This is a genomic window from Variovorax sp. dw_308 (assembly GCF_019207085.1).
In the GTDB taxonomy this organism is placed as follows: Bacteria; Pseudomonadota; Gammaproteobacteria; order Burkholderiales; family Burkholderiaceae_C; genus Variovorax.
Map to the genome: position 1 here is coordinate 395,434 of NZ_JAATOM010000003.1, position 17,268 is coordinate 412,701.

18 protein-coding genes are annotated in these 17,268 nt (G+C 67.5%); 14 read left to right on the top strand and 4 right to left on the bottom strand.

All coding sequences use genetic code 11. From position 1 onward, the window contains the following. The first annotated feature begins 79 nt into the window (after positions 1–79). Together HCU76_RS08265 and HCU76_RS08270 are read left to right on the top strand one after the other, a co-directional pair. Positions 80–1,384: an O-acetylhomoserine aminocarboxypropyltransferase gene (locus HCU76_RS08265; protein WP_218508982.1), complete on the top strand. Its 1,305-nt coding sequence runs from the start codon at positions 80–82 to the stop codon at positions 1,382–1,384. Between the two features lies 1 nt (position 1,385). Further along, positions 1,386–2,192 (top strand): alpha/beta fold hydrolase, encoded by an 807-nt coding sequence (locus HCU76_RS08270; protein WP_218508983.1) that lies wholly within the window; start codon positions 1,386–1,388, stop codon positions 2,190–2,192. Between the two features lie 12 nt (positions 2,193–2,204). Here the strand turns inward: HCU76_RS08270 and HCU76_RS08275 are convergent, their stop codons facing one another. Then, on the bottom strand, positions 2,205–2,387 hold the full coding sequence (locus tag HCU76_RS08275) for a hypothetical protein (RefSeq protein WP_213955689.1): 183 nt from the start codon (positions 2,385–2,387) through the stop codon (positions 2,205–2,207). Positions 2,388–2,710: 323 nt separating this feature from the next. On the opposite strand from HCU76_RS08275, the gene HCU76_RS08280 reads away from it, so the two are divergent. Genes HCU76_RS08280 through HCU76_RS08325 form a run of 10 tightly spaced genes read left to right on the top strand, consistent with a single transcriptional unit; the run spans position 2,711 to position 12,939 of the window. Beyond that, on the top strand, positions 2,711–4,105 hold the full coding sequence (locus HCU76_RS08280; protein WP_213955688.1) for an MFS transporter: 1,395 nt from the start codon (positions 2,711–2,713) through the stop codon (positions 4,103–4,105). Positions 4,106–4,135: 30 nt separating this feature from the next. Further along, the gene (gene pcaH, locus HCU76_RS08285) at positions 4,136–4,879 is read left to right on the top strand and encodes a protocatechuate 3,4-dioxygenase subunit beta (RefSeq protein ID WP_218508984.1); all 744 of its coding nucleotides are present in this window, start codon (positions 4,136–4,138) and stop codon (positions 4,877–4,879) included. After that, on the top strand, positions 4,876–5,502 hold the full coding sequence (pcaG, locus tag HCU76_RS08290) for a protocatechuate 3,4-dioxygenase subunit alpha (protein ID WP_218508985.1): 627 nt from the start codon (positions 4,876–4,878) through the stop codon (positions 5,500–5,502). The genes pcaH and pcaG overlap by 4 nt, the downstream gene beginning before the upstream one ends. A 32-nt stretch (positions 5,503–5,534) precedes the next feature. After that, positions 5,535–6,074, top strand: coding sequence for a carboxymuconolactone decarboxylase family protein (locus HCU76_RS08295; RefSeq protein WP_371319780.1), 540 nt, complete (start codon positions 5,535–5,537; stop codon positions 6,072–6,074). A gap of 4 nt (positions 6,075–6,078) precedes the next feature. Further along, complete coding sequence (locus tag HCU76_RS08300) at positions 6,079–7,722, top strand: acyl-CoA synthetase (RefSeq protein WP_218508986.1); 1,644 nt, start codon at positions 6,079–6,081, stop codon at positions 7,720–7,722. An 8-nt stretch (positions 7,723–7,730) separates the two neighbouring features. Next, positions 7,731–8,513, top strand: coding sequence for an SDR family NAD(P)-dependent oxidoreductase (locus HCU76_RS08305; RefSeq protein WP_218508987.1), 783 nt, complete (start codon positions 7,731–7,733; stop codon positions 8,511–8,513). 25 nt (positions 8,514–8,538) lie between these two features. Continuing rightward, entirely contained in the window at positions 8,539–9,546 is a 1,008-nt protein-coding gene (locus tag HCU76_RS08310; RefSeq protein WP_218508988.1) for a poly(R)-hydroxyalkanoic acid synthase subunit PhaE, read from the top strand. Then, complete coding sequence (gene phaC / locus HCU76_RS08315; protein ID WP_218508989.1) at positions 9,543–10,682, top strand: class III poly(R)-hydroxyalkanoic acid synthase subunit PhaC; 1,140 nt, start codon at positions 9,543–9,545, stop codon at positions 10,680–10,682. Before HCU76_RS08310 ends, phaC begins: the two co-directional genes overlap by 4 nt. Then, complete coding sequence (locus HCU76_RS08320) at positions 10,679–11,890, top strand: acyl-CoA dehydrogenase family protein (RefSeq protein ID WP_218508990.1); 1,212 nt, start codon at positions 10,679–10,681, stop codon at positions 11,888–11,890. Before phaC ends, HCU76_RS08320 begins: the two co-directional genes overlap by 4 nt. Further along, a complete protein-coding gene (locus tag HCU76_RS08325) occupies positions 11,887–12,939 on the top strand; it encodes a phosphotransferase family protein (protein WP_218508991.1) in 1,053 nt (350 codons plus the stop codon). Before HCU76_RS08320 ends, HCU76_RS08325 begins: the two co-directional genes overlap by 4 nt. 90 nt (positions 12,940–13,029) lie before the next feature. On the opposite strand, the gene HCU76_RS08330 is transcribed toward HCU76_RS08325, so the two are convergent. From HCU76_RS08330 to HCU76_RS08340, 3 genes are read right to left on the bottom strand one after another with little or no spacing between them, the layout of a single operon-like run. Continuing rightward, positions 13,030–13,695 carry an epimerase gene (locus HCU76_RS08330; protein WP_218508992.1) on the bottom strand — a complete coding sequence of 222 codons (666 nt, stop codon included), beginning with the start codon at positions 13,693–13,695 and terminating at the stop codon, positions 13,030–13,032. A 3-nt stretch (positions 13,696–13,698) separates the two neighbouring features. Beyond that, positions 13,699–14,067: a thioredoxin family protein gene (locus tag HCU76_RS08335; protein WP_218508993.1), complete on the bottom strand. Its 369-nt coding sequence runs from the start codon at positions 14,065–14,067 to the stop codon at positions 13,699–13,701. A gap of 27 nt (positions 14,068–14,094) precedes the next feature. Then, entirely contained in the window at positions 14,095–15,306 is a 1,212-nt protein-coding gene (locus HCU76_RS08340; protein ID WP_218508994.1) for a YihY family inner membrane protein, read from the bottom strand. 134 nt (positions 15,307–15,440) lie between these two features. Here HCU76_RS08340 and HCU76_RS08345 point away from each other — a divergent pair, with 134 nt between their 5' ends. Together HCU76_RS08345 and HCU76_RS08350 are read left to right on the top strand one after the other, a co-directional pair. Further along, a complete protein-coding gene (locus tag HCU76_RS08345) occupies positions 15,441–15,845 on the top strand; it encodes a DUF2069 domain-containing protein (RefSeq protein WP_218508995.1) in 405 nt (134 codons plus the stop codon). After that, positions 15,842–17,260: an FAD-binding oxidoreductase gene (locus HCU76_RS08350; RefSeq protein ID WP_218508996.1), complete on the top strand. Its 1,419-nt coding sequence runs from the start codon at positions 15,842–15,844 to the stop codon at positions 17,258–17,260. Before HCU76_RS08345 ends, HCU76_RS08350 begins: the two co-directional genes overlap by 4 nt. Positions 17,261–17,268 lie beyond the last annotated feature (8 nt).

Here is a 17,268-nt window from a genome sequence, read left to right on the forward strand (position 1 = left end):
CGAGGCGCCCGCGCCGCCCACCGCATCGCTGCAGGGGTCGGCGGGTCGCGCCGAATTCCTGCCCCAACCAAAGGCCCTCATGCCAGGCTATTCCGATCCCGGTTTCGACACGCTCGCACTGCACGCGGGCGCGGCGCCCGACCCCGCCACCGGCGCGCGCGCGGTGCCGATCCACCTGACCACCTCCTTCGTCTTCGAGTCCAGCGACCATGCCGCTGCGCTGTTCAACCTGGAGCGCGCGGGCCATGTCTACAGCCGCATCAGCAACCCGACCAATGCGGTGCTGGAGCAGCGCGTGGCCGCGCTGGAAGGCGGCATCGGCGCCATCGCCACGGCCAGCGGACAGGCCGCACTGCACCTGAGCATCGCGACGCTGATGGGCGCCGGCTCGCACATCGTGGCCAGCACCGCGCTCTATGGCGGCTCGCAGAACCTGCTGCACTACACGATGCGGCGCTTCGGCATCTCGACCACCTTCGTCAAGCCCGGCGACCTGGACGGCTGGCGCGCCGCGATCCGCCCGGAGACGAAGCTGCTGTTCGGCGAGACGGTCGGCAACCCCGGTCTCGACGTGCTGGACATCCCCGCCGTGAGCGACATCGCGCATTCGGCGGGCGTGCCGCTGCTGGTCGACTCCACGCTGACCTCGCCCTACCTCATCAAGCCCTTCGACTGGGGCGCGGACCTGGTCTATCACTCGGCGACGAAGTTCCTCTCGGGCCACGGAACGGTGATCGGCGGGGTGGTGGTGGACGGCGGCAGCTTCGACTGGGAGCGCTCGGGCAAGTTCGCGGAACTGACCGAGGCCTACGACGGCTTCCACAACATGGTGTTCAGCGAGGAAAGCACGGTCGGCGCCTTCCTGCTGCGCGCGCGCCGCGAGGGCCTGCGCGACTTCGGCGCATCGATGAGCCCGCACACCGCGTGGCTGATCCTGCAGGGCATCGAGACGCTGCCGCTGCGCATGGAACGGCACATCGACAACACGCAGAAGGTGGTCGAGTTCCTGGCGGCGCATCCCTTCGTCTCGCATGTCGGGCATCCGCTGATCGAGTCGCATCCGAGCCATGCGCTGGCGAACAAGCTGCTGCGGCACGGGGCCAAGGGCGCGGGCGCGGTGTTCAGCTTCGACCTGAAGGGCACGCGCGAGCAGGGCAAGAAGTTCATCGAGGCGCTGAAGCTGTTCAGCCATCTGGCCAACGTCGGTGATTGCCGCAGCCTCGTGATCCACCCGGCCAGCACGACGCATTTCCGGATGACGGACGAGGCGCTGGCGGGCGCGGGGATTTCGCAGGGGACGATCCGCCTGTCGATCGGGTTGGAGGATCCTGCCGATCTCATCGACGACCTGAAGCGCGCACTCAAGGCCGCGGGGAAGGCGTGACATGAACTACACCGTCAACGGCCACACCACCTACTGCTACACCGGCGGCAAGTCCTTCGACGCAGCCAAGCCCACCGTCGTCTTCATCCACGGCGTGCTGAACGACCACAGCGTCTGGATCCTGCAGAGCCGATGGTTCGCCAATCACGGCTGGAACGTGTTGGCGCTCGACCTGCCGGGTCACTGCAGGAGCGAAGGCAAGCCGCCGGCGAGCGTGGAGGAGGCGGCAGGCTTCATGCTGGCGCTGCTCGACGCGGCGGGCGTCGACAAGGCGGCGCTGGTCGGCCACAGCTTCGGCTCGCTGATCGCGCTGGAGACCGCCGCGCGTGCGCCGCAACGCGTCTCGCACCTGGCGCTGGTCGGCACCGCCTGTCCGATGACGGTGTCGCCGGCCCTGCTGGACGGCGCGCTCAACGCGCCGCAGCGCGCCATCGACATGGTCAACACCTTCTCGCATTCGCTGCTGGCGCCGCCACCCTCCTCGCTCGGACCGGGCACCTGGCTGCAGGGCGGCTCGCGCGCCCTGATGCGGCGCGTGCTCGCGAGCAACCGCGAGGCCAACGTGTTCCACATCGGCTTCAAAGCCTGCAACGACTACGCGAACGGCGAGGCGGCGATGGCCGCGGTCAGTTGCCCGGTGCTGTTCGTGCTCGGCGAGTCCGACCAGATGACGCCGCCGCGCGCCGCCAGGACACTCATCGCCAAGGCGCGCGGCGCGAAGGTGGTCACCGTGCCGGCCGGCCATGCGCTGATGACCGAGGCGCCCGATCAGACGCTGTTCGCGCTGAAGGATTTCCTGGGCGCCTGAGGACCGGCGCGGTCAGAGCGGCGGCCGCAGCGCCTGCGCCGTCTCGCTCAACGCAGGCACCAATTCCGCGATCACCGACTCGCGCGGCCAAGGCATGCAGCCAGCCGATGCACGGCAGGCACTTGCGACTTGGCTGTTGCAGGCCACCAGGCGCGCATCCGCGAGTGACGCCGATCGCCGGAACCGGTCAGTCATCCCCGGCTGCACCACGGGCGGCAAACAGGCCGCATCCAGGCAGGTTCTCGCCCAGCCGGAGAACCCACGAACCGAACCGACAGTTTGCTGCCGGCGGAGTTCGCCACGCGCTCGTACGAGCACAGCGATAGCGACAACCGGCACCGCGCGCCGGGCTCCAGACCGCTCATCGGCATTGGTAGAAACCATTAAAACGATCGTTCATCGTGCAAGGTGGTCGATGAGCGCCGTTGTGTCAAAGGCATTCGTTGCGACCCGCGGAGGGGCTGGATACCTTAGGGGGGCACCTCCAAACGTCAACAAATTCACACCGGAGACAACCGATGGCAAGCACCTCTTCCCACGATCCCCACGCCAGGAATCAAACCAGGAAAGCCACCGCCAGTGGCTGGATCGGCTCGGCGCTGGAGTACTACGACTTCTTCATCTACGCCACTGCGGCGTCGCTGATCTTTCCGCAGATCTTCTTCCCGAAGACCGATCCCAAGGTCGCGATCATCGCGTCGCTGGCCACCTACGGCGTGGGCTATGTGGCCCGCCCCATCGGCGCCTTCTTCCTCGGGCACTGGGGCGACACCCATGGCCGCAAGATGGTGCTGATCGTCTGCATGTTCCTCATGGGCTTCTCGACCGTGGCCGTGGGACTGCTGCCGACGTATGACCAGGTCGGCCTGTGGGCGCCCGCGCTGCTGGTCGCGCTTCGCCTGATCCAGGGCTTCGCGGTCGCCGGTGAAATCTCGGGCGCCAGCTCGATGATCCTGGAGCACGCCCCGTTCGGGCGCCGCGGCTTCTTCGCCAGCTTCACGCTGCAAGGCGTGCAGGCCGGCCAGATCCTCGCGGCCGCGGTGTTCCTGCCGCTGGCGCACTTCATGGACAAGGACGCGTTCAACAGCTGGGGCTGGCGCATCCCGTTCCTGCTGAGCTTCATCGTGATCGTGGCCGGCTACATCATCCGCAAGGAAGTCGACGAGACGCCCGCCTTTGCCGAGGAAGGCGAGCACGGCGAACTGCCCAAGGCGCCCATCGTGCAGGCCGTCAAGGAAAGCTGGCGCGACATGCTGCGCGTGATGTGCTGCTCGCTGATGAACGTGATCCCGGTGGTGACCACCATCTTCGGTGCGGCCTACGCGGTGCAGCCGGGCTACGGCATCGGCTTCGCGGCGGACGTGTACCTGTGGATCCCCGTGATGGGCAACATCGTCGCGGTGCTGGTGATCCCCTTCGTCGGCAACCTGGCCGACAAGATCGGCCGGCGCATCCCGATCATGGTGGGTGCGATCGTCTCCGGCCTGCTGTCCTTCGGCTACCTCTACGCGATCAGCATCCACAGCGTGCCGATGGCCATCATCTTCTCGCTGCTGATGTGGGGCGTGGTCTACCAAGGCTACAACGCGGTGTTCCCGAGCTTCTATCCGGAGATGTTCCCGACCCGCACCCGTGTCTCGGGCATGGCGATCTCGCAGAACCTCGGCACGCTGGTGTCGGCCTTGCTGCCGGCGCTCTTCGTCAGCGTGGCGCCCCCCGGCGCGACCGGCATCCCGATGACCATCGGCGCCATCACCCTGGCCATCTGCGCGGTGGCTGCCATCGCGGCCTGGACCGCCCGCGAAACCTATCGCGTGCGCATGAACGACCTTGGCAACGCCGACGCGGTGCCCGTGCCCAAGGCCGAATACGACCGGCTGCGGGCGCAGGCCATCGCCAGCGCCAAGGCCTGACGCCAGAACCCGAACGACCAGGAGACAAAGATGACGCATGCCGCCGCACCCGGCGATGAATTCATGATGCGCGACACCACCTCGCATCCGCTCGCCTATTCCCCGCCCTACAAGACCAGCATCCTGCGCAGCCCGCGCAACGCGCTGATCTCGCTGCAGCAGTCGCTGACCGAGGTGACGGCCCCGGTGTTCCGCCCCGAGGAACTTGGCCCGCTCGACAACGACCTGATCATGAACGCCTCGAAGGACGGCCTGCCCATCGGCGAGCGCGTCATCGTGCACGGCTATGTGCGCGACCAGTACGGCCGGCCGGTGAGGAACGCGCTGGTCGAGGTGTGGCAGGCGAACGCGAGCGGACGCTACCGTCACAAGAAGGACCAGTACATCGGCGCGCTGGATCCCAACTTCGGCGGCTGCGGACGCATGCTGACCGACGAGAACGGCTACTACGCCTACCGCACCATCCGCCCCGGCCCCTATCCCTGGCGCAACCGGGTCAACGACTGGCGGCCGGCCCACATCCACTACGCCATCTCCGGCGACGGCTGGGTGCAGCGGCTCATCACGCAGATGTACTTCGAGGGCGACCCGCTGATCTGGAGCTGCCCGATCCTGGGCATCGTGCCGAGCGAGGAACAGATCCGCGGCCTGATCGCGATGCAGGACACCAGCGCCTTCGTGCCGCTGGACAGCCGCGCCTATCGCTTCGACATCATCCTGCGCGGCCACCGTGCCACGCTGTTCGAGAACTTCGTGCAGGGAGCCAAGGCATGAACACGACCAAGCTGCTGCGCGAGACCGCTTCCCAGACGGCCGGGCCCTATGTGCACATCGGCCTGGCGCCGAACCAGGCCGGGTTCGACATCTTCGAGAAGAACTTCGGCAACGTGCTGGTGACGCCCGAGACGAAGGGCGAGCGCATCCGCATCGAGGGCACGGTGTACGACGGCTCGGGCACGCCCGTGCGCGACGTTCTGATCGAGTGCTGGCAGGCCAACGCCGACGGTGCGTACAACCATCCCGCCGACCGGCAGGCCGGCAAGTCGGTCGACCCGTCGTTCCGTGGCTGGGGGCGCGCGTGCAGCGACTTCGACACGGGCATCTACAGCTTCGAGACGATCAAGCCCGGCGTGGTCGAGGGCCGCAAGGGCCGGCCGATGGCGCCGCACATCGCCTTGTGGATCGTCGCGCGCGGCATCAACCTGGGCCTGCACACGCGGCTCTACTTCAGCGACGAAGCCGAGGCCAATGCCAAGGACCCGGTGCTGAACCTCATCGAATGGGAAGTGCGCCGCAAGACCCTGGTCGCGCAGCGCGAGACGCGCGACGGCCAGGTGGTCTACCGCTTCGACATCCGCCTGCAAGGCGACGGTGAAACCGTCTTCTTCGACATCTGACTCTTCACGAATCCAACACCAGGAGACACCCTGTGCCCAACATCGAATACTGCAACGTCGACGACCCCGAAGTCGCCGAACTGGCCGCCACCATCCGCAAGCGCCGCTCCAGCGGCAAGCTGCTCAACCTGGACCGCATGCTGCTGCACAGCCCGGCCTTCGCCCGCGGCTGGAACGAGATGTTCGCCGCCATCCGCAACCAGCTGCAGGTGCCGCGCCACATCAACGAACTGGCGATCTGCGCGGTCGCGCGGCTCAACAACGCGGACTACGAATGGATCCAGCACGCGCCCGAGTTCCTGGCCGCCAACGGCACGCAGGCGCAGCTCGATGCGCTCGACGACGTCACCGCCGCCTGCTACGACACCGCCCTCTTCAACGAGCACGAGCGTGTGGCCCTGCGGTTGACGCTGGACATGACACGCCAGGTCAAGGTGCGCAAGGAGATCATCGAGAAGGCGCGCGTGCTGTTCGGCGAGCAGCAACTGGTCGAGCTGATGGGCACCATCGCGGGCTACAACATGGTGTCGCGCTTCCTGGTCGTGCTCGACATCGACGCGTCCGGGGAGTAGACACATGGCATCCCCCACAAAAGACGACGGCCTGCCGCGTCGCGAGGCGAACTTCGTTCCGCTGTCGCCGCTGAGCTTCCTGGAGCGCGCCGCCAAGGTCTACCCGGACAAGACGGCGGTGGTGCATGGCGACTGGCGCATGAGCTATGCCGAGCTGTATGCGCGCTGCAAGCGCTTCGCATCGGCCCTGACCAAGGCTGGTGTCGGCCTCGGCGACACGGTGGCGATCATGGCGCCCAACGTCCCGGCGCTGCTCGAGGCGCACTACGGCGTGCCGATGGCGGGCGCCATCCTCAGCACCATCAACACGCGGCTCGACGGCCCGGCGATCGGCTTCGGCCTGAAGCACAGCCAGGCCAAGGTGCTGATCGCCGACCGCGACTACGTGAAGCCGATGCGCGAGGCGCTCCAGGGCCTGGAATCGCCGCCGCTGGTGATCGACATCGTCGACACCGCCACCGGCAAGGACGGCCATGGCGACGAGATGGCGATCGGCCAGCTCGGCTACGAGGACTTCCTCGCGCAGGGCGACGCCGATTTCGCATGGAAGCTGCCGGCCGACGAGTGGCAGTCCATCGCGCTCAACTACACCTCGGGCACGACGGGCGACCCAAAGGGCGTGATGTACCACCATCGCGGCGCGTACCTCAACGCGATGGGCAATGCGCTGGCCTTCGGCCTGACGCCCGACACGGCCTACCTCTGGACGCTGCCGATGTTCCACTGCAACGGCTGGACCTACACCTGGGCCGTGACGCTGGTCGGCGGCACGCACGTGTGCCTGCGCACGGTCGATCCGGCGCGGATCTTCGAGCTGATCGGCAGCGAGCGCATCACGCACCTGTGCGCCGCGCCGATCGTGCTCAACATGCTGCTGCACTCGCCGGCCCTGCCGAAAGACCCTTACGCCCATCGCGTGGAAGTCGCGACCGGCGGCGCCGCGCCGCCGAGCGCGGTGATCGAGGCCATGGAACGCATCGGCTTCAAGATCACGCACCTCTACGGCCTGACCGAAACCTACGGTCCCGCCACGCTGTGCGCCTGGCAGCATGACTGGGACGGCCTCGACCTGACCGCGCGTTCGGCCAAGATGGCGCGCCAGGGCGTCGCGATGCCGACGCAGCAGGAGATCGCCGTGCTCGACATCGAGACCGGCGCCCGTGCACCCTCTGATGGCAAAACGGTCGGCGAGATCGCGATCCGCGGCAACACGGTGATGAAGGGCTACCTGAACAATCCGGCCGCCACCGAGGAGGCGTTCAAGGGCGGCTGGTTCCGCTCCGGCGACCTGGCCGTGATGCATCCCGACGGCTACATCGAGATCAAGGACAGGTTGAAGGACATCATCATCTCGGGCGGCGAGAACATCTCGACGCTGGAAGTGGAGGAAGTCCTCTACCGGCATCCCAAGGTCATGGATGCCGCCGTGGTCGCCAAGCCCGACGAGAAGTGGGGCGAGACGCCCTGCGCCTTTGTCACGCTCCGGGCCGACGCCGGGGAAGTGAGCGCGGAGGAAATCATCAAGTGGTGCCGCGCCAGCCTCGCAGGATTCAAGTGCCCGAAGAACGTGGTGTTCGGCGAGTTGCCGAAGACCGCGACCGGGAAAGTCCAGAAAAACGTGCTGCGCGAGCAAGCCGCACTGCTGTGAGTACCGCCATGACACAAGGCATCGAGAACATGTTCCGCGTCGACGGCCAGCGTGCGCTGGTGACGGGCGCATCGAGCGGGCTCGGCCGCCGCTTCGCGCTCACGCTGGCAAAGGCCGGGGCTGAACTGGTCGTCGTCGCGCGGCGCGCCGACAAGCTCGGCGCGCTGGTGGAAGAGGTGCAGGCGCTCGGCGGCAAATGCATTGCGCTGAGCCTGGACGTGACCAGCGGCGCCAGCATCGTCGCCTGCTTCGACGAACTCGAACGCGCCTGCGGCGGCCCCGCCGACATCGTGGTCAACAACGCGGGCGTGACGGTCACCAAGTCGCTGCTGCAGCACACCGAGGAGGACTGGGATTCGGTGGTCGGCACCAACCTCAAGGGCGGCTGGATGGTCGCGCAGGAAGCGGCGCGCCGGATGGTCGCCGCGAAGAAGGCCGGCCGCATCGTCAACATCGCGTCCATCCTCGGTGAGCGCGTGGCGGGCGGCGTCGCGCCCTATGCGATCTCCAAGGCCGGCGTGGTGCAGGCGACCAAGGCGATGGCGCTCGAACTGGCCCGCTACGACATCCGCGTCAACGCGATCCTTCCGGGCTGCGTGGTCACCGACCTGAACCGCGACTTCCTCCAGAGCGAGGCCGGCGACAAGCTGCGCGCGCGCATCCCGACACGCCGCTTCGGCCAACTCGAAGACCTGGACGGCCCGCTTCTGCTGCTGGCCAGCCCGGCCGGCTCGCACATGACCGGCGCGGTACTCGCGGTGGACGGCGGGCACCTGGTCAGTTCGCTTTGAACTCCTCGCACAAGAAAGCACCTACATGACCGCCGAAAACGACAACGAAGCACGCAACGAATCCGGCCAGCTCTTCGAGTGGTGGCGCGGCCAGATCGCCAACCTGGCCGGCATCGCCATGCCCAAGGACGGCGCCGTGGCCGTGGATGGCAACGGCCTGCCCTTTCCGGCCGGGCAGGTGGCGCAGGCACTGCAACTCACGCAGCAACTGATCGGCCCGCTCTACCAGGGTTATGTCCAGGCGCTGCTCGCGAACCCGGACCCCGGCGAGGCTTTCATCTCGCTGCAGGACGTGCTCCGCCGGCAGATGCAGGGCATCGCCGATGCGCTGGGCGTCATGGCGCCGGGCCTGAAGTCCGCCCAGACCCTGCTGACCGACGGCTGGGGCTTGATGGGGGCGCCGATGGAATTGTTCGGCCATGCGCTCGCGCCCCTGTCCCTCAACCTGGAGCGCGCCTATGGCGGCCTGGCCGATGCCTTCGGCCTGGCGCCGACGCGCGAACTGCAGGGCGCGGCGCGCGAACTGGCAGCCGCCTCGCTCGGCAAGCAGCAGGCGCAGGCGCAGTACATGAGCATCGTCGTGGCCGCGTTGGCCAAGGGCAACGACATGCTGTTGAAGGACCTTCGCGCGATGGGCGAACGTGGCGAGTCGGTCGACTCGCTGCTGAAGCTGGTGCGGCTCTGGGCCCGTGCGCTCGATCAGTCCATGCACGGCGCGATGCAGGGCCCCGATGCGCTCGCGGCCTCGGCCGAGCTGGTGCGGGCACGCGCGCGCACCAGAAAGCAGAAGCAGCGCATCGTCGCCATCGCCAGCGAGGCGCTGAACATCCCGACGCGCGCCGAAGTCGACGACGCCTACCGCGAGATCCAGGAACTCAAGCGCCAGGTGCGCCGCCTGCGCAAGCCGGTCGCGCCAGCGCCAGCTGCCGTCGCCGAACTGGCCGCTCCCAAGCCCAAGCCCGCCGCCAGGCCCACGGAATCCCACCCCGCCGCTGCCAAGCGCATCCCATCGTCAAAGGGCCAGAAAGCATGACCGCCACCCCCACTGCCACGCTGCCGATCCGCCTCACCCCCGAAGGCGTGATGCGCGAACTGCAACGCGTCACCGAGAACATCACGCGCGGCAGCCAGCGCCTGGCTTCCTACACCGAGGACCAGCTCGCCATCGCGACCACGCCCAAGGACGAGGTCTGGCGGCAGGACACGGTGCGCCTCTACCGCTACCGCCCCATCGTCGACAAGCCGATGGGCCCGCCGATCCTGCTGGCCTACGCCCTGGTCGGCCGCTACCAGATGATCGACCTGGAACCGGACCGCTCCTTCGTGCGCAAGCTGCTCGCGGAAGGCCTCGATGTCTACGTCGTCGACTGGGGCCATCCCACGCGCGCGCAGCGCTGGCTCACCATCGACGACTACGTCTCGGGCTACCTGGACGATTGCGTCGACGTGATCCGCGAGCGCCACGGCGTCGACCAGATCAACCTGCTGGGCGTTTGCCAGGGCGGCGTGTTCTGCACCTGCTACGCCGCGCTGTTCCCGGAGAAGATCAAGAACCTCGTCATCACCGTGACGCCGCTGGACTTCCACGGCGACAAGGCGCTGCCGCCCGAGCCGGGCTCCGGCTACATGAACCTGTGGGCGCGCGCGCTGCAGCCCGAAGACATCGACCTGATGGTCGAGACGATGGGCGTGGCGCCGGGTGCGGCGGTGGGCCTTTCATTCCTGATGATGAGCCCGGTGCTCAACATGACGAAGTACACGACCGAGCTCGTCGACATCCTCGACGATGAATCCAAGATGCTCGGCTTCCTGCACATGGAACGCTGGATCGCCGACCGTCCGGGGCACCCCGGCGAGGTCCTGCGCCAATGGTTCAAGGACCTCTACCAGGAGAACAAGCTGATCCGCAACGAACTGATGCTGGGGGACAGGCGCGTGGACCTGAACAACATCCGCATGCCGGTGCTCAATGTCTACGCGCAGGGCGACGTGGTCGTGCCGACCTGCTGCTCCAGCGACATGGGGGACAAGTTCGGCACAAAGGACTACAGCGAGCTGTCGGTGCCTGGCGGGCACATCGGCACCTTCGTCGGCGGCAAGGCGCAGAAGGTGCTCGCGCCTTCCATCTCGAAGTGGCTGAAGGAACGCAACGAGGATACGAACGCATGACGACCCAACCCCCGACTCCTATCGGCCACCTCCCGACGGAGCGCGCCCACGCCATCGGCAAGCGCGTCGAGGCCTTCGTCCGCGACGTCGTGGTTCCCTACGAGCGCGATCCGCGCTGCGGCCCGCACGGCCCGAGCGAGGATCTCGTGCGCGAGTTGCGCGCCAAGGCCCGCGAGGCCGGCGTGCTCACGCCGCACATCCTCGACGATGGCGACCACCTCTCGCAACTCGAGACGGCCCATGTCCTGCGCTTCAGCGGCCTCTCGACGCTGGGCCCCACGGCCGTCAACACGGCAGCGCCCGACGAGGGCAACATGTTCCTGCTCGGCAAGGTCGCATCGGCCGCGCAGAAGGAACGCTTCCTGGCAAGGCTCGTGAGCGGCGAGGCGCGTTCCGCCTTCTTCATGACGGAGCCGGCCGACGAAGGCGGCGCGGGCTCCGACCCGTCGATGTTGCAGACCACCGCGGTGCGCGAGGGCGGCGGCTGGGTCATCAACGGCCGCAAGGCCTTCATCACCGGCGCGGTCGGTGCCTCTGTGGGCATCGTCATGGCGCGCACCAGCACCGGCGACAAGACCACCGCGACCATGTTCCTGGTCGACCTGCCGCATCGGGCGATCCGCGTCGAACGCGTGCTCGACACCATCGACAGTTCGATGCCCGGCGGCCATTCGGTCGTCCTCATCGACGGCCTGAAGGTCGCCGACGACCAGGTGCTCGGCCAGGTGGACGAAGGCTTCCGCTACGCGCAGATCCGGCTGTCTCCCGCACGCCTGTCGCACTGCATGCGCTGGCTCGGCGCGTGCGTGCGCTCGCAGGAGATCGCCACCGCGTACGCGGTGCGGCGCAAGGCCTTCGGCAAGCTGCTGGTCGATCACGAGGGCGTCGGCTTCATGCTCGCGGAAAACATGATCGACCTGAAGCAGGCCGAGCTGATGATCGACTGGTGCGCCACGGTGCTCGACTCCGGCTCGCTCGGCACCACCGAAAGCTCGGTGACCAAGGTGGCCGTCGCGGACCTGCTGTTCCGCATCGCCGACCGCTGCGTGCAGGTGATGGGCGGCACCGGCGTCTCGCGCGACAGCATCGTGGAGCAGGTGTTCCGGGAAGTGCGCGCGTTTCGCATCTATGACGGCCCGACCGAGGTGCACAAGTGGTCGCTGGCCAAGAAGATCAAGCGCGATGCGCTCGGAAAGGGCCACGCATGAGCAAGAGCAACACGAGCGCCACGCCACTCGTGCAACAAGATCTGTCCGGGGAAAACCTCGCGGAATGGATGACGGCGAATGTCGACGGCTTCAAGGGGCCGATCTCGGCCGAACGCTTTGCCGGCGGCCAGTCCAATCCCACCTACAAGCTCACGACGCCGACGCGCTCCTACGTGCTGCGGCGCAAGCCCTCCGGCCACTTGCTCAAGGGCGCCCATGCGGTCGAGCGCGAGGCCTGCGTCATCGGTGCGCTGCACGGCGCGGGCTTTCCGGTGCCGCGGGTCTACGGGCTGTGCCAGGACGATGCGGTGATCGGCAGCTGGTTCTACGTCATGGAGATGATGGAGGGACGGATCATCTGGGACGCGACGCTGTCGAAGCTGCCGGCCGCCGAGCGCGCCGCGTACTTCGATGCGATGAACGCGACGCTGGCGCAACTTCACTGCGTCGACTACGCTGCCATCGGGCTCGGCGACTACGGCCGTCCCGGCGCGTATGTGGAGCGCCAGGTCAAGCGCTGGTCGAAGCAGTACTTCGAGGACGAGGCCGCGGGCCGCAATGCGCACATGGACCTGCTGGTCGAATGGCTGCCGAAGAACATTCCGGCCGGCGACGAGACCTCCATCGTCCACGGCGACTACCGCATCGACAACCTGATGTTCCATCCGACCGAGCCGCGCGTCATCGCCGTGCTCGACTGGGAGCTTTCCACGCTGGGCCATCCGCTGGCCGACTTCGCCTACCACGCCATGATGTACCGCATGCCGCCGGACATCCTGGGCGGCATCATGGGCGTGGACCTGGCGGCCTCGCGCCTGCCGGATGAGGCAGAGTATGTGCGGGCCTACTGCGAGCGCACCGGGCGCGATGGCATCGGGGACCTGGACTTCTACGTCGCCTTCAACATGTTCCGCTTCGCCGCCATCCTGCACGGCATCCGCGGGCGCGTGCTGCGCGGCACGGCGTCGAGCCCCGAGGCGGTGGCGCTGTCGTCGAAATTCGAACGGGTGGCGGAGCTGGCCTGGGGGGAAGCCACGAAGACCGCGTGAGCGGGTGCAATTTGAAGCTGGCAGGCGCTCGGCCCCTTCAGGTCCTTGCGCAGCGAAATAACGCAGGAGCTTCGGCCACCGGCCGGGTTCTCAAGCCCCGAGCCGATTGATGTCGGCCATCTCCACGAACGGCGTCGGAGCCCCTCGCTTGGCCACCGCCAGCATCGCGCGCCCGACCTTCTCGCTCGTGGTCACCGAGTTGGGCGCGACCGCCCCGAACACCCGGAACAGCGGCCCGGTCAGGCTGTAGATGCCCTGGTACAGCGGCGTCTTCGAACGCACACCATGCAGGGGCTGGATGATGCCGGGCCGGAACATGTAGGCCGCCTTGAACGGCAGCTTCAGCAAGGCGTTCTCGGTCGCGCCCTTGACCCGCGCCCACATCACCGGCCCGCGCTCGCTGCTGTCGCAACCGGCGCCTGTCACGAAGGTGAAGGTCATCTTCGGATTGAGCCGCGCCAGCACCGTGGCCGCGGCCATCGGCAGGTCGTAGCTGAGCCGGCGGTAGTCGGCCTCCTTCATGCCCACGGACGACACGCCCAGGCAGAAGAAGCAGGCGTCGAAGCCCTTGAGCTTCGATTCGACCGCCGAATAGTCGTAGAAGTCGCTGACGATCAGCTCGCCGAGCTTGGGTTCGGACTTGCCGAGTGAACTCCGCCCGACCGCCACCACGCGCTTCACGTCGGGGTCGAGCAGGCATTCACGCAACACACCCTGGCCAACCATGCCGCTGGCGCCGAAAAGCAGGACTTTCATGGATCAGATCTCGAATTGTTCGGGGGCCTGGCGCAGCGCGGCCAGCAGCGTGCTCACTTCGGGGTCGGCGGCACGGGCCGGCTGCAGCGACGCGAGCATGCGCAAGAGCGTCTCGGCATGGGGCAGCATCGGCCCGATGAAATGGGTGCCTTGCCCGCCTGCGACGAGAAGGGTCGGAAAGGTCTCCACGTCGAAGTCGTCGGCAATGTCGGCATGGTCCTCGATGTCGACCCAGGCAAAGCGCATGGAAGGATGGGCCTTGGCCACCTGCTCGAACAGCGGGCGGTATTCGCGGCAGGCCCCGCACCATTCGGCGCAAAGGCACACCACCCAGAGGGCGTCATCGGCGGGGGATTGGAGTACTGCGTTCAAGGAAGCGGGATTATCAGTCGGGTGGAATTACAGCGCATCGCGCAGGCGCAACTCCGCGAGCGGGGCTTTTTGCCAGACCGGCTGCAGGCTCTGCGCCGGCGGCAGCAGCAGGCGCCCGACCAGCGGGGCCAGCGACGTGCTGTCGGGATCGGCCAGCAGCACGAAGCGCGGATCGTCGTTGCCGGGCGCTTCGGCCAGCGGCGCGATCCAGTCCATCGCGACCAGCGTCTCCAGCACCGGCGCAAGCTGCAGCGAGTCGACCCGCAAGCGCTGCACCAGCGCCGCGCCGCCGAGTCCGCGCGCCGCTGTCGACTGGGCGGCGTGCAGGTTCTGCAGCACTTCGAGCGCCAGCTGGAAGCGCCAGCCGGCCACATTGCCGCGGCGCGCCACGCCCGTCATCAGGCTCGGCAGGTAGGCCGCGATGACCGCGCCGAGCAGCACGATCACCCAGGCGATGTAGATCCAGATCAGCAGGATGGGCAGGATCGCGAACGCACCGTAGATTACCGAGTACGAGGGCATCAGGCTCAGGTAGAAGGCCAGGCCGCGCTTGGCGATGTCGATGGCAACCGCCACGAAAAGACTTCCCGCCCAGGCGTGCGCCCACTTGACGTGGGTGTTGGGCACGAAGCGGTACAGCGTGGCGAGGGCGCCCGCCACCAGGATGAATTCGACCGCGTCGAACAGCGTCTTGAGGAGGGCGATGCCTCCCTGTCCGCCGCCCCACGCCGCGAACGCCCAGCCCGTGGTGGTGATGCTGACCGCCAGCATCACCGGACCGAGCGTGATCGCGCACCAGTAGATCAGCACGCGCTGCGCCAGCGGGCGCGGCGTGCGCACACGCCAGATGTTGTTGAGCGTCTTGTCGATGGTGAGGATCAATGCGACGGCGGTGAACACCAGCACCACCAGCCCGGCAATGCCCAACCCACTCGCCTTGCTCGAGAACTGGTTCAGGTAGTCCAGCACCTGCCGCGCGATGTTGTCGGGGATCAGGCTTTCGACCAGCCAGCGCTGGAGGCGTCCGCGCATGTACGCGAACATCGGGAACACCGTGAACAAGGCCAGCGCCACGGTGAAGAACGGCACCAGCGCAATGATGGTGGTGAAGGTGAGGCTGCTGGCCGTCAAGCCGAGCCGGTCTTCGCGAAATCGCTTTCCGAGTACGGCGGCGGTGTTGCGCCAGGGAAATTGCGAGAGATCTTGCAGCCACTGCCGGGAATTCATGCCCGGTATCATAGGTTCACCCCCCGGGCCGCCCGGCACTGCGAGTCGAGCCGCCACCCCCTCGGCGGGGCAGCACCAGCGGCCGCGCGAAGCCGATTCTTCGCGGTGTTCCTGGAAGGGGTCCTGCCACCTGCAAGCTTTCCGTTTTGACAACCACCGCAACGCCCTCTTCTTCCGTCGCCCTGACCCGTATCCTGGCCGTGGGCAGCCTGGTCGGCCTGATCGTGCTCGGCCTTGCGTGGGAGATGTGGCTCGCGCCCGTGCGGCCCGGCGGTTCCTGGCTGGCGCTCAAGGTGCTGCCGCTGATCGTGCCGCTGGCCGGGCTCCTGAAGAACCGCATGTACACCTATCGCTGGGTCAGCCTCATGGTCTGGCTCTATTTCACCGAAGGCGTGGTGCGCGCCTGGAGCGACGTGCTGCCGCTGAGCCGCGCGCTCGCGCTGCTGGAAGTGGTCTTGTGCCTCGTCCTCTTCGTCGCCTGCGCCTTTCACGTGCGGCTGCGCCTGCGCAACGCCGCGGCGCAACACCCCACCGGGACTGCCTCCTCATGACCGATTTGCTGGACCAACTGCGCGTCATCGTCGGCGCCCCCAACGTGCTCACCGAAGGCGACCTCACCGCCTACGAGCAGGACTGGCGCAAGCGCGACCGCGGCAAGGCGCTGGCCGTGGTGCGGCCGGGCAGCACGCAGCAGGTGGCCGGGGTCGTCCAGGCCTGCGCGGCTGCCGGCACCTCGCTGGTGCCGCAGGGCGGCAACACCGGGCTCGCGGTCGGCTCGACGCCGGACGCGAGCGGCAGGCAGGTCGTGCTGAGCCTGCAGCGCATGAACGCGGTGCGCGAGATCGACGGCGCCAACATGACCGTGACGGTGGAGGCCGGTTGCGTGCTGCAGTCGCTGCAGGAGGCGGCCGAAAAGGCGGGCTACCTGTTCCCGCTGAGTCTCGCGGCCGAAGGCAGTTGCACCATCGGCGGCAACCTCGCCACCAACGCCGGCGGCACGCAGGTCGTGCGCTACGGCAACACGCGCGACCTGTGCCTCGGCCTCGAAGTGGTCACGCCGCAGGGCGAGATCTGGGAGGGCACGAATGGCCTTCGCAAGGACAACACAGGCTACGACCTGCGCGACCTCCTGATCGGCAGTGAAGGCACGCTCGGCATCATCACCGCCGCGACGATGAAGCTCTATCCGATGCCCGCGGCGCAACTCACCGCATGGGCCGCCGTGCCGTCACTGGACAATGCGGTCACGCTGCTGGGCCTCGCGCACCAATACCTGGGCGCGGGCCTGACCGGCTTCGAGGTGATGGGCCAGTTCGCGTTGAGCCTGGTGGTGAAGCACTTTCCCGCGATGCGTGTGCCCTTCGCAGGCGACGCTTCGGCGCCCTACTGCGTCCTGCTGGAGAACTCCGACAGCGAATCCGAAGACCATGCCCGCACGCGCTTCGAGGCGCTGATGGAAAAGGCCTTCGAAGACGGCTGCATCACCGATGCCGTGGTGGCCGAGAACCTCGCGCAGGCGCACCAGCTCTGGCACATCCGCGAAAGCATCCCGCTGGCGCAGGCCGAAGAAGGCCTGAACATCAAGCACGACATCTCGATTGCCGTGTCGCGCATCCCGGCCTTCGTCGCCGCCACGGACGCGCTGCTCCAGCGCGAGATCCCGGGCGTGCGGCTGGTCAACTTCGGCCACCTCGGCGACGGCAACCTGCACTACAACGTGCAGGCGCCGGCCGATGGCGATTCGAAGGCTTTCCTGAACAACGAGGAAGCGCGCGTGAACACGCTGGTGTACGACGCGGTGGAACAGTTCGGTGGCTCCTTCTCGGCCGAGCACGGCATCGGCGCGCTCAAGGTCGACAAGCTGGAGAAGCACAAGTCCCCGGTCGCGCTGGGCATGATGCGCGCCATCAAGCGCGGGCTTGATCCGCAGAACATCCTGAATCCGGGGCGAGTGCTGCGGGCTTGACCGCAAAC

Excerpts from the sequence above, each read along its gene's own strand:
- HCU76_RS08340 (WP_218508994.1), bottom strand. The coding sequence starts at position 15,306 with ATGATACCGGGCATGAATTCCCGGCAGTGGCTGCAAGATCTCTCGCAA.
- HCU76_RS08330 (WP_218508992.1), bottom strand. The coding sequence starts at position 13,695 with ATGAAAGTCCTGCTTTTCGGCGCCAGCGGCATGGTTGGCCAGGGTGTG.
- HCU76_RS08280 (WP_213955688.1), top strand. The coding sequence starts at position 2,711 with ATGGCAAGCACCTCTTCCCACGATCCCCACGCCAGGAATCAAACCAGG.
- pcaG (WP_218508985.1), top strand. The coding sequence starts at position 4,876 with ATGAACACGACCAAGCTGCTGCGCGAGACCGCTTCCCAGACGGCCGGG.
- HCU76_RS08350 (WP_218508996.1), top strand. The coding sequence starts at position 15,842 with ATGACCGATTTGCTGGACCAACTGCGCGTCATCGTCGGCGCCCCCAAC.
- HCU76_RS08265 (WP_218508982.1), top strand. The coding sequence starts at position 80 with ATGCCAGGCTATTCCGATCCCGGTTTCGACACGCTCGCACTGCACGCG.
- HCU76_RS08320 (WP_218508990.1), top strand. The coding sequence starts at position 10,679 with ATGACGACCCAACCCCCGACTCCTATCGGCCACCTCCCGACGGAGCGC.
- pcaH (WP_218508984.1), top strand. The coding sequence starts at position 4,136 with ATGACGCATGCCGCCGCACCCGGCGATGAATTCATGATGCGCGACACC.
- HCU76_RS08305 (WP_218508987.1), top strand. The coding sequence starts at position 7,731 with ATGACACAAGGCATCGAGAACATGTTCCGCGTCGACGGCCAGCGTGCG.
- HCU76_RS08275 (WP_213955689.1), bottom strand. The coding sequence starts at position 2,387 with ATGACTGACCGGTTCCGGCGATCGGCGTCACTCGCGGATGCGCGCCTG.
- HCU76_RS08310 (WP_218508988.1), top strand. The coding sequence starts at position 8,539 with ATGACCGCCGAAAACGACAACGAAGCACGCAACGAATCCGGCCAGCTC.
- HCU76_RS08300 (WP_218508986.1), top strand. The coding sequence starts at position 6,079 with ATGGCATCCCCCACAAAAGACGACGGCCTGCCGCGTCGCGAGGCGAAC.
- HCU76_RS08270 (WP_218508983.1), top strand. The coding sequence starts at position 1,386 with ATGAACTACACCGTCAACGGCCACACCACCTACTGCTACACCGGCGGC.
- HCU76_RS08325 (WP_218508991.1), top strand. The coding sequence starts at position 11,887 with ATGAGCAAGAGCAACACGAGCGCCACGCCACTCGTGCAACAAGATCTG.
- phaC (WP_218508989.1), top strand. The coding sequence starts at position 9,543 with ATGACCGCCACCCCCACTGCCACGCTGCCGATCCGCCTCACCCCCGAA.